We start from the raw sequence: 12041 nt of genomic DNA, 5'->3' as shown, positions 1-12041 counted from the left end.
TTCTACGGCTGCTAGCCGCTGCTATTCACTTAAGTATCTGAGATCCCTTTATGGCCCTGTACCCTTACACTCTTCAACCTGTTGCTCTAAACTTGACCGAAGCTGAATTTCAGCAAGCCCAGTATGAGTTATTTACCAACGCTAGCCCCTCCTTTGGATTAAAAAGCATCAGCACCAAAGAATGGATTATTATCGCTATCGTGGTAGCACTAGCTATCGCAGGCTTAGTCTTTTTGACCGGGTATTCAACGATCATTTTTTGGTTAATGCTAGCGTCAGTGGTTATTTACTTACTAGTGCGGACGCTTGGTTTTAAATGGTATGTCAAAAAAGAGTTTGAAAAGCAAGTAGCGGCGCAAGAGATGCCTGATGAGATGCGTCAGATGAAACTTGGAGTACAAAAACACGGTCTGGTAATGGCCATGCCAGTCAATCAACCTGATTTGATGCAAAACCCGCAAATGCGCGGTATGCAAATGCGCGCCGGCTCCACTCAGCAAGCCGTCATTCCTTGGACAGCAGTAAAAAGCTGGGATGAAACCGATGACTATATTTTTATGATGTTTGAGATGAAAGGTCAACAAGGCAGCCAGATTATCCCTAAACGTCTAAAAGCGCAAAAGTTCCCCATCGATACGGTACGCAAGCACCTACAGGAAGTTATTCCAAATCGCGGCTTAGATACTCAAAGTTTGCAGCCACCCGCTCAGTGATAGATCGTTTTATTTAGCAGTAAAGTCTTTAATAAACATATATTATCTATTAGTTTATAAAACTTATCGTCCAGGTAAGTTTTATAAACTTAACTTATCGATAGGGTCTTGCTATAATAGTGTTTATCAGATGGAGAGGTTAAAGGACTGATTTAAACAATATACCGTTGCAGCAGTCGATAATTACAATAAAGCTTAAATACAATAATAATTAACTGGATTAAAATGCTAAGATTTTAAACGTGATGCTAGTGGCTCTGAGTTTAGTAACTTAGTAATTTAGCGTTTAGGATGCAAAAACTATCATCACTCTTAACTAAAAGTGCTTTAAAATCTGATTTAAAAATTGAAATTATTTTTAATTAAACACTCACACTACAAGGATAATATTATGAGTAATACTGACAATACTATGAATCAAATTGGTTTAGAGAGAGCAGACATGAGCGCGGTGGCCGAAAAGCTCAATGACTTATTATCAAGCTATCATATGTTTTATATCAACGTCCGTGGCTATCACTGGAACGTCAAAGGTGAGCATTTCTTCTCACTGCATGAGCAATTTGAAGATCTGTACACTAGCTTGCAAGTAGAGATTGACGAGATTGCTGAACGTATTTTGACACTAGGCAAGACGCCTCTTCACGCTTATAGCGACTTTGCCCAGCATACTAGCATTAAAGAGGACAAGAACGTCCATGACGGCAACGCTTGTGTGAAAGGCGTAGTCTCAGGCCTACAAACCCTTATCGAAGAGCAGCGCAAAGTCTCTGCTGTAGCAGAAGAAGCAGAAGACCAAGGTACGGCTGATTTAGTTGATGAGTATGTACAGCAGCAAGAAAAGCTAGTATGGATGTATAACGCTTTTTTGGGTAAATAATCCTAACTCAGTAACCCTTTAGTTTGATTGAACAACACGTTAAAAAGCACCTAATGATTTAGGTGCTTTTTTTATGGCTAAATGGTTATAAGTATACTTCATCAGCGTAATGATTGGTGCAGCTGATAAATCAAAAGTTAAAGATTATTGCTGAATCCATTGACGAATTTTTTCGCGCTCGTTTGGTGTCGCTTGCAGCCATAACTGCATAAAGTTATCGAGGGTACTGGTAGCTTTAGATTGAGTGGTCGTAGCCGGTGCTATGGTATAAGTAGTAGTGGCTGTGGTTGCAGCAGTCGCTGTTGGCACTGATTGTTGGCCAATAGCTGCAATAGCACGCTGGTTTTGTATCTCAGCATCGCCGCCGCCACTGAACACTCCGCCTAGTGCCTTCCCTAATCCTGCAAAGATACCGCCATCGTTACCCGCTACGCTTTGTTGGCTTGCGATAACAGTGTTATTTTGCTGTATGGCTAACGTTGGTTGCTCAGCATACGCTTTAGCAGCTTTGTAGTCCTCGGGCTGATTGGGCATGGTTAGACGGTAAGTCTGATTGTCAGCTAGGTTAGCTACTACACTGACATTGCCTGAACGCAAGTAATCATGCTCATCGCGAGGTAATTTATAAAGTCGATCGTATTTAGCCGTTATCGCATGCTGGCCTGGCTGTAAAGTGAAGCTCTTGGTCAAGGGCTGAAAAGGACTTTGCTTGATCTCTTGTCCATTGATAGCGGTGACTTTGATGTTGTCATCGATCAATAGCGTGACCTCTGCTTGTGCAAGCATAGTGACGGAGCTGGCGCTAACTAATAAACTGCCAATAGTTAGTTTTTTTAGTGAAGAGACTGAGACTGTCATAAGATATCCTATCAATGATAAAAATTTGAGGGTAACCGTTTTTAATTAGGTAAAGTAAGGTTATAGATTTAAAACTCGAGCGGTATAGTCTGATTATCATCGATGGCAGCTTGGGTATCGACTTTGGTTTCTTGGCTTATATCAGCAAGCTCAGCCGCTAGCGTTTGCTCATCAATGGTACGCAGTGCATCAGTAATGACGGCTTTTGAGATATTACTACGACCTAAATTTGAGAACATCGGCTGTATATAATTTAGCACCTCCATCATCGCGCCAATACGATGTGGCCCTTCTGTCAGCAAATGATGAAGGATACGCTCATCAAACTGCCAACCGCGCCGGCGTAGGATAGACTCAAGTAACGCTTGGCGATCTGCTAACTCATGACCGTCCGGTACTTTAAAGGTAGGCGCTTGCGATAGTCTACTTAGCAGATCAGTCAGCTGAAAAGGTAACTCGCTAGCAGGCTTATTAGCAGCAAAGAGCAACTGGCGCTGACCCTCGCGGCTACGATTGATTAGATGAAATAAAGCCTCTTGCCACTGACTACTACGCTCCAAAACATCTAAATCATCGATAGCAATGACATCGAAATTCTCTAATGAAGACAAAACATTGACGTCAGTATGCACCAGCTCATTAAGCGATAGGCAAATGGCTGACTTATCCATATCGATGAACGATTCACAAATAGCAGATAACAGATGCGATTTACCAGTAGCAGGACTACCAAATAGGTACAACTGTCCTATCAGGCCGACATGGAGCTGCCGTACTGCATCAATAATCGACATCCAACCAGGACCTGAAAAGTCACTGAGACTCGCATCATGCTTAATGTCCAGATTGAGACTTAGCTGTGCTTGGGCCATGAAACATCAACTCGCTTGGCATAACGCAATAGGCATTAAATAAAAGGAAAAATAACTCATTAAATCCTAAAAAGATAGGAGCACTTATAAAGATTACTGCGCCTATATATAACATATTTACAAAATGACTGACAAGTTTTTTATCTTTTAAAACTTGTCGTCAACTTTTAAGCCCTACTTTAGACCCTAACAATTGTTATTATTTATCAAATAAGCTTAACTGTTTGCGGCCTTGATAAAAGTCTGTACTTTGATAATAAGCGTACAAATGCCGAAATAGTACATTTAGCACCGCTGATACAGGTAAAGCAATCAACATGCCTACAAACCCCATCAAACTAGCGCCGGCTAATACGGCAAAGATAACCCATAATGGCGATAAACCAATTTTATCTCCCAATAATAACGGCTGTAATATATAACCCTCAGCCGCCTGACCTACCAAGAACGCACCAACAATCAAAGACAACTGTACCCAATCCATCCCGAATTGAAACAGGCCAGCGATAATAGAGGCGATAAAACCCAGCCCAAAGCCCAAATACGGTACGAAGCTGGCAATACCGGCGCCCATTCCGATGATAAGTCCTAGCTCAAGTCCGATCAATTGTAATTGTACGGCATAAATCGCCCCTAATAGTACCATCACTAACAGCTGACCTTTGACAAATTCCATCAAAGCACGGTCACATTCGCGAGCAATACTTATCACTTGTTTGCTATAAGCATGAGGAATAGCCATTTGCCAACTCAGTAAGCGCTTATCCCAATTAAATAAGAAGTAAAAGGTCAAAATAGGGACTAACACAATTAAGCCTGCGCTATTGACAAAGCTCATGCTCGAAGCCAATATCTGACTCATCCAAGTGCTAGCATCCGAAAACCTATAATGAGTTTGCATATAATCCACTAGCGTCTCAGAAAAACCTTTGATCTCAAGCTCTGGCAGACGAATACGAATATTACTAGCGACCCATGCTCTTGCAACTTCATTATACCAAGTCAAGATCTTTGGTAGATAATCCCAAGCGGCTTGCAACTGATGCCATAGCGTAGGCACTAGCCACCATAATAGTAACGCCATACTCAAGGTAATAGCGCTATAAACCACAATAATGGCGAGCCAACGCCTTATATATTTTGATAATGTTCTAACTAGCGGATTAAAGAGGTAGGCAAGTACAAAAGCACAGATAAATGGCACGATAACAGGAGTCATCGCGTAGAGTAAAATCAGCCCTATAACTATGGCTACTGTGATAAATAAACGTCGAAAAAAAGGGTCTATTGGTTGAGCCGTCATTGCGAGCAATCCTACAAGTAAGAGGGGGTAAATAATATCGTAAATACTCTAGTTCTAAGAAAATTAACTATAAACAGCTTTTGAGTACTAGCACTGGTATTATCGCAAAGTACAAAAAAAAAGCCGTGAATTTTTGTGTATAGCAACTTTATTTTTGATTTTAGGATTATTTAGAAAAAATATAAGCCATTTATAGACATTATTGGCAAGTTGCTTTGCGAGAGCGCTCTATTTTTGGGTATAATGCGCGCATTATAATTCATTTACCTCGTCGACCCCTTTTACCTTATCCTAACTGTGAGATGACCATGAGTGACAAGCCTTCTTTAAGCTACAAAGATGCTGGTGTTGATATTGATGCCGGTGATGCGTTGGTACAGCGTATCAAATCCGTGGCAAAAGCCACCTCGCGTCCTGAAGTGGTTGGCGGGCTTGGTGGTTTTGGCGCGCTCTGCCGTATCCCTACTGGCTATACCTCACCGCTACTAGTCTCAGGTACTGACGGCGTTGGCACTAAGCTCAAGCTAGCTTTGCAGCTGGGTCGTCACGATACTATCGGGATTGATCTAGTCGCTATGTGTGTCAATGATCTGCTGGTATGCGGTGCTGAGCCGTTATTCTTCTTGGATTACTATGCGACGGGCAAGCTCGATGTTGATACAGCAGCGACAGTCGTAACTGGCATTGGTGAGGGCTGTAAGCTGGCTAATTGTGCGCTGATTGGCGGCGAGACCGCTGAGATGCCAGGCATGTATCAAGATGAAGATTATGATCTAGCCGGTTTTTGTGTTGGCGTGGTTGAAGAATCTGAGGTCATCACGGGTGAGAATGTCAGCGAAGGTGATGTGCTGATTGCGCTTTCTTCTAGCGGCGCGCATTCAAACGGCTACTCTTTAGCTCGTAAAGTCATCGAAGTCAGCGGCATTGACGTCACTAATAGCGATATGCAGCTAGACGGTCAGCCGATCTCTGATGCGCTAATGGCACCGACCCGTATCTATGTCAAAGCAATCAAAGCCTTGCAGGATGCCCTTGGTAGCTCAGCGCTACATGCTATGTCACATATCACCGGCGGCGGTTTAACCGATAACTTACCACGCGTGCTACCGGACCATCTAGCCGCTAGTATCGATACAGATAGCTGGCAATTCTCTGAGTTATTCAACTGGCTACAAAAAGAAGGCAATATCGCTCAAAGCGAGATGTACCGCACCTTTAACTGCGGGGTTGGCTTTGTGATTGTGCTACCAAAACAGCATGCTGAGCAAGCGATTGAGGTTTTGACTAACGCGGGCGAAAAAGCTTGGCAAATTGGTGAGATGATCAGCCGCGACGCTGACGCAGTGGTTTATCATTAATGTCAAAAAGTGATTCATCAAGCTTCGTAGCGAAAGATATAAAAAATAAACCATTACGCGTGGCCGTATTAGTGTCTGGTAGCGGCAGTAACTTGCAAGTACTAATAGACGCTATGCAATCCGGCAAGCTACCTATCGAGATAGTCGGTGTCATCAGCAATCGCGCGGACGCTTATGCGATCACTCGCGCTCAGCAAGCCCATATTCCAGTGGCTATCTTTTCGCATACCGATAGTGGCAAACGCATGACGATCAAGACCTTTGAGCGTCATGCTAGCGTACAGCTGCAAGACTGGCAGCCGGATTTGATTGTATTAGCTGGTTTTATGCGGGTATTAAGCAGCGACTTTATCAATAATGTGCCAGCACCGATGATTAATTTGCACCCCTCTTTGCTTCCTGCCTATAAAGGGCTTGATACTCATCAAAGAGTCATCACTGCAGGCGAGCGCTATCACGGCTGTAGTATTCACGTGGTGACCGCTGAGCTGGATGCAGGAGCGGTTCTAACCCAAGCGCTGCTTAGTTTATCAGCGAAAGATAATGCAGCTAGCCTACAAAAACGCGTACAAAAGCTTGAACATCAGCTGCTCCCTTGGACTATTTTACTGATAGCTAAGCAAGTTATCTCCCTTGATACTTTATCATTTACAAACAACGACTATCTACCGTCACTACCGCTCAAGCTCTTTTTGGATAACTAAATTGAGCCTTAAAACACTCAAGCATAAAAAAGCCCAATTCAAACTTATTACTAAGTCAAATTGGGCTTTGCTATATTTAAACTAAATAAAACTAGGTATGGTTAATAATTACTACCTAAAAGTCTCAATTAAGCATCAGCATTTGGATTCAAAACGTGAACGCCTTTGATATTAACAAACTCTTTAATACCAAAGCCACCATGTTCGCGGCCATAGCCTGAGTTCTTCACACCGCCAAATGGCATGGCAGCGTTAGCCAAGCCGAAACCGTTGATATAGACCATACCGGTATCGAACTGCTCGCTTGCTAAGCGAATCGCTTTATCCTCATCTTTTGAGAAGATAGCGCCGCCTAGACCATAACGGCTGTCATTAGCGATACGTAAGGCGTCTTCTTGATCTTTAGCGCGGATCAATGAAGCTACTGGACCAAATAACTCATCATCATAAGCAGGCTGACCTTTTTCAATGTTCTCCAAAATAGTCGCTGGATAAAAGCTTGCTTTACCCTCTGGCAGTTTACCGCCAACCGCGATTGTCGCGCCTTTTTCGACACTTTCCTCGACTTGCTTGTGCAGCTTCTCTTGTAAATCTTTACGCGCCATCGCACCGATATCTGAGTCCTCACTCATTGGGTCGCCGTATTTGGTGTTTTCGAACACCTCAACAATACGCTTACGGAACTCATCATATAAGCTATCGACTACGATAAAGCGCTTAGCGGCCACGCAAGTCTCACCATTGTTATAAAGACGAGCATTGGCACAAACCTCTACAGCTACGTCCAAATCAGCATCTTCTAGTACGATAAAAGCATCGTTAGAGCCTAATTCTAAAACAGACTTTTTGATAACTTTAGCCGCTTGTTGGCCAACTATACTACCCGCCCCATCACTACCCGTTAAGGTAACACCGCGCACTTTGTCATGGCCAATCAGCTCTTCTGACTGATCATGGTCGATCAAAATAGTACGGAACAAATCGTTTGGCAAGTCAGACTCATGGAAGATTTTTTCGATCAATAAACCTGAACCAGTAACGTTTGAGGCATGTTTTAACAAAATACTATTACCTGCCATCAGGTTGGCGATAGTATAACGAAATACCTGATACGCTGGAAAATTCCAAGGCTGCATACCATAAATCACCCCGATAGGCTGATAAGTGACAATCCCTTTTTTTAGCCCTTCCACATCGCGCTCATCATCCGCTAGAGCCGTCACACCTTTCTCAGCCGTGTAGTCACAAATAGATTTACATAAGTCAATCTCTTCTAGGCTTTGACTATAAAGCTTACCGCGCTCTTCAGTCATTAATTTTGATAGCTCTTCTTTGTACTTCATCAAAGTTTCGCCAATCGAATTAATAACCTTTGCACGCTCTTCATGACTGGTTTTACGCCATTGCAAAAAAGCATTATGTGAGGCTTCAACAATCTTGTTGACCTCATCATTGCTCATATAGTTGTATTCTTTAATTTTTTCGCCCGTTGCAGGGTTCACAGTAGTAATATCTGCCATGATTTATATTCCTTATTTATATTTGTAGGTTGCATTTACTGATAAGATATTTATTTGCTAAATACTTCTTACTGAATACTTTTTATTGGTACTCAATTATCATAACAAAATATCTTCCTCGCAATTTTACAAGATATAAAGAAATGTGCAGGGCATGTTAACAATGTGACTCAAGTATAAAGATAAGCTTAATAAAGCTTGCGACAGAAATTCTAAAATTATTCCAAACAGCAATGTACAAAAACTAACTCATAAAAAAGCCAGCACGATGGCTGACTCTGTAATTATATTAATCTTATTTTATTAGCGTTATAAAACTCGCTTTAACGTATCTATCAAAATAAATGATTAATCACTGGTATATCGTGCTGCTGCTCTTCCTCTTCGGCGACTACTTGCCGAGCCACATGCATAATCAATTGACGTAACCAGCGATGCGCTGGATGATGCTGCAATAAAGGCGACCAAGCCATCGTCAGCTCAAACTCAGGGATAAAAAACGGCGGCTCTTTCATAATAATACTATCATTGGTAGCCTGCATACGAGCAACGCGCGTTGGCAAAGTAGCAATAAGATCTTTATTGGCGGCAAGCATAGCTGGCATCTGATAATGGCGGGTAAAAACACTGATTTGGCGCTTTTGACCTAAACGCTGCAGTGCTTGATCGATTGATCCTAGGCCGCCGGATTTCTCAGGATTAACCCCAAAACCCACGCCCATACCGGTCTTAGATACCCAAACGTGTTGACCTTTTAAGTAATTTTTGAGATTGAAGCGATTGGCATAAGGGCTATCGGCAGATAGTAAACAACTAAAGGTATCGCGCCACACCAGTACTTGATGGAAGCTTTGTGGTATCTCATTAAAGCGGTTAATCGCCAAATCTACCCGCCCCTGCTCCATATCGCGATAAGAGACATCAGATGGCGTCAAAAAGTCCAAAATCACATTGGGCGCTTCAGAACGCAGCGCTTTGACTAGTTTTGGTACTAAAGTCGCCTCAGCATAATCTGAGGTCATAATGCGAAACACACGCGAGGTACTATAGGGTCGAAACTCAGTACGCGGCTCCAATACTTGGGTCAAGTCCGCTAGGATTTCGCGGATACGCGGTTGCAGCTCAAGCGCCCGCTCAGTCGGTGTCATACCCTCAGATGAACGCACTAATAAGGGATCATTAAATAATTTACGCAAGCGGCGCAGAATATTACTCATAGCAGGCTGAGTGATACCTAATTGTTCAGCAGCACGTGTGACGTTTTTTTCTCGTAATAATACATCCAAATGTACTAATAAATTCAGATCAACCCGCTGCAAATTCATATGTATTTCTCTTTACTCTATAGTAAATGACTCTTAATCTTGTTACTAATTTTGCTAGTGTTGTATAAGTAACCCTGCTCTAAGCGCTATTTATCTTTTGAATACTGTGATCAATCAAGTTATCAAAAGGTCGTCCTTTAGCTTATATATCGTGCATAAGCTTATGATTTTATTATACTATACAGTTAGTGAATACCAAAGATAACAATCATAAATTAGATAAATTATATTAAAGTGACTATAGTGAATTACAAAGTTAACTAGGCCGGCCAGCTAGAAGTCTAATAAACCAAGATATTGTAGCATTTCTTACTAATAACAAGTAGTAGCGCTAGTATCGTAATACTTATCTTAGCCATTAGTCGCCCATAACTGGGGTTAGATAGATAATAAATTAAATAATTTTACTCAACCCCCTTGTATTTATCAGTAGGTTTGTTTAGGGTAATAGGCCTAATATTTAAGAACATTTGTATTTATTAGTTTTTGACTGTGTTTTTTAATCATTAGACCGCTATCCAATCTGCAGTTCCAATCTGCGGTATAAGTCGCCTTCAGTATTAAAATTATCATTAATATCGTTAGGATGACTGCTACAAGACAAATGACCTTTGGTCAAACCACGTCAAATATAATAGTGACAACAATCGCAGTAATACTCTTTTTTGCTTAAATAAAGCTCGTTTTCACCCCCCCCACCAAGGAGACAATACATGTCAACAACTTATAAGTCAGCACTCGATTTAGTACGCGAACTAAAGCAAAAGCACGGCAACTGGCAGAACATCAGCGAAAGTGATGCTGCTCGTATGATGGTACAAAATCGTTTCAAGACTGGTTTAGACATTGCAAAATACACCGCAGACATCATGCGTAAAGATATGGAAGAGTATGATAATGATACTTCTCAGTACACTCAGTCTTTAGGCGCATGGCATGGTTTCATCGCTCAGCAAACCATGTATGCTAACAAAAAATACTTCAACACCACTTCTAAAAAATACATCTATTTATCAGGCTGGATGGTAGCAGCTCTACGCTCAGAGTTTGGTCCTCTACCTGACCAATCTATGCATGAAAAGACAGCGGTTCCTAAGCTAGTTGAAGAGATCTATACTTTCTTGCGTCAAGCGGATACCAAAGTATTAAACGACTACTTCCGTGAGCTAAATGCTGCTGAAGAAGCTGGTCAAGATACTAAAGCTATCCAAGATAAGATCGATAACTTTGAGTCGCATGTCGTGCCAATCATTGCTGATATCGATGCCGGTTTCGGTAACGAAGAAGCGACTTACTTATTGGCTAAAAAGATCATCGAAGCAGGTGCTTGTGCGCTACAGATCGAAAACCAAGTTTCTGACGCTAAGCAGTGTGGTCACCAAGCTGGTAAAGTAACCGTACCGCATGAAGATTATATCGCTAAGATCAATGCATTACGTTATGCATTCTTAGAGCTAGGTGTTGAAAACGGTATCATCGTTGCTCGTACTGACTCTGAAGGGGCTTCACTCACCCAAAAAATTCCAGTATCACAAGAGCCAGGTGATTTAGCTTCTAAATACATCGACTTTATCGAGATGGAAGAGATCACTCTTGATCAAGCTAACGAGAATGATAGTCTACTTAAGCATGACGGCAAATTGGTACGTCCAGTACGTCTAGCTAACGGTCTATACCAGTTCCGCGAAGAAACGAACATCGACCGCGTTGTTCTTGACTGTGTGACCGCTCTTGAGAACGGTGCTGATCTACTTTGGATCGAAACGCCTACTCCAGACGTTGCTCACATCAAAATGATGGTTGACCGTATCAAAGAGCAGCAGCCAAAAGCGAAGCTAGTTTATAACAACAGCCCATCGTTCAACTGGACGCTAAACTTCCGTAAGCAAATCATCGCTCGCTGGGAAGAAGAAGGCAAAGACATCTCAGCCTACGATAAAGATAACTTAATGAGTGCTGATTACGACGGTACTGAGCTTGATGCTGCTGCCGATGAAGCCGCGAAAAACTTCCAAAAAGATGCTGCACGCGAAGCAGGTGTTTTCCATCACTTAATCACGCTACCGACTTACCACACAGCAGCACTAGAAGTGCATAACCTAGCCAAAGGTTACTTCGGTGAAGACGGTATGCTTGCTTATGCAGCCGGCGTACAGCGTAAAGAGATCCGTGAAGGTATCGCTTGCGTTAAGCACCAAGCTATGGCGGGTTCTGACATCGGTGATGATCACAAAGAGATCTTCTCAGGTGACAACGCGCTAAAAGCGGGTGGTGGCAAAAACACTATGAACCAGTTCGGCTAAGCTATCATTTATACATAGCCTGACTTGTTAACTAAGAGCCGCTCTACATCATGTAGGGCGGCTTTTTTATTATGGTACAAAATCTATTGAGATCACTGAACCCTAAACCGCTCGCTTGTTATAAGCGATAAAACTTTACTTGTCATTAGTCGCAAGCTTTCATACGATAGAGACAACGTAGCTACTATAAAAAGGATGGGAGACA

10 protein-coding genes are annotated in these 12041 nt (G+C 42.2%); 5 read left to right on the top strand and 5 right to left on the bottom strand.

Annotation, left to right across the window (positions count from 1 at the left end; all coding sequences use genetic code 11):
• Nucleotides 1–50 precede the first annotated feature (50 nt).
• Both M0N77_RS02400 and M0N77_RS02395 read left to right on the top strand, forming a co-directional pair.
• A complete protein-coding gene (locus tag M0N77_RS02400; RefSeq protein WP_353103196.1) occupies nucleotides 51–713 on the top strand; it encodes a YcxB family protein in 663 nt (220 codons plus the stop codon).
• A 391-nt stretch (nucleotides 714–1104) separates the two neighbouring features.
• Nucleotides 1105–1593 carry a Dps family protein gene (locus M0N77_RS02395; protein ID WP_353103194.1) on the top strand — a complete coding sequence of 163 codons (489 nt, stop codon included), beginning with the start codon at nucleotides 1105–1107 and terminating at the stop codon, nucleotides 1591–1593.
• A 144-nt stretch (nucleotides 1594–1737) separates the two neighbouring features.
• Here the strand turns inward: M0N77_RS02395 and M0N77_RS02390 are convergent, their stop codons facing one another.
• From M0N77_RS02390 to M0N77_RS02380, 3 genes are all read right to left on the bottom strand, one after another.
• Nucleotides 1738–2451, bottom strand: a complete 714-nt coding sequence (locus M0N77_RS02390) for a DUF2057 family protein (protein ID WP_353103192.1) — start codon at nucleotides 2449–2451, stop codon at nucleotides 1738–1740.
• A 68-nt stretch (nucleotides 2452–2519) separates the two neighbouring features.
• Nucleotides 2520–3323: a DnaA regulatory inactivator Hda gene (gene hda, locus M0N77_RS02385; protein ID WP_353103190.1), complete on the bottom strand. Its 804-nt coding sequence runs from the start codon at nucleotides 3321–3323 to the stop codon at nucleotides 2520–2522.
• A gap of 199 nt (nucleotides 3324–3522) precedes the next feature.
• On the bottom strand, nucleotides 3523–4626 hold the full coding sequence (locus M0N77_RS02380) for an AI-2E family transporter (protein ID WP_353103188.1): 1104 nt from the start codon (nucleotides 4624–4626) through the stop codon (nucleotides 3523–3525).
• 308 nt (nucleotides 4627–4934) lie between these two features.
• On the opposite strand from M0N77_RS02380, the gene purM reads away from it, so the two are divergent.
• Nucleotides 4935–5984, top strand: coding sequence for a phosphoribosylformylglycinamidine cyclo-ligase (purM, locus tag M0N77_RS02375; RefSeq protein ID WP_353103187.1), 1050 nt, complete (start codon nucleotides 4935–4937; stop codon nucleotides 5982–5984).
• Entirely contained in the window at nucleotides 5984–6688 is a 705-nt protein-coding gene (gene purN / locus M0N77_RS02370; RefSeq protein ID WP_353103185.1) for a phosphoribosylglycinamide formyltransferase, read from the top strand. Before purM ends, purN begins: the two co-directional genes overlap by 1 nt.
• Before the next feature lie 128 nt (nucleotides 6689–6816).
• Here purN and M0N77_RS02365 read toward each other — a convergent pair whose 3' ends face one another.
• A complete protein-coding gene (locus M0N77_RS02365) occupies nucleotides 6817–8208 on the bottom strand; it encodes an NAD-dependent succinate-semialdehyde dehydrogenase (RefSeq protein WP_353103184.1) in 1392 nt (463 codons plus the stop codon).
• A gap of 335 nt (nucleotides 8209–8543) precedes the next feature.
• Nucleotides 8544–9533: a LysR substrate-binding domain-containing protein gene (locus M0N77_RS02360; RefSeq protein ID WP_353103182.1), complete on the bottom strand. Its 990-nt coding sequence runs from the start codon at nucleotides 9531–9533 to the stop codon at nucleotides 8544–8546.
• Between the two features lie 713 nt (nucleotides 9534–10246).
• Between M0N77_RS02360 and M0N77_RS02355 the strand changes: the two genes are divergently transcribed.
• Complete coding sequence (locus M0N77_RS02355) at nucleotides 10247–11836, top strand: isocitrate lyase (protein ID WP_353103180.1); 1590 nt, start codon at nucleotides 10247–10249, stop codon at nucleotides 11834–11836.
• The last annotated feature ends 205 nt before the right edge of the window (nucleotides 11837–12041 follow it).

It is taken from the genome of Psychrobacter sp. AH5 (assembly GCF_040371085.1).
In the GTDB taxonomy this organism is placed as follows: Bacteria; Pseudomonadota; Gammaproteobacteria; order Pseudomonadales; family Moraxellaceae; genus Psychrobacter.
This window is presented reverse-complemented; position numbering and strand designations above follow the sequence as displayed.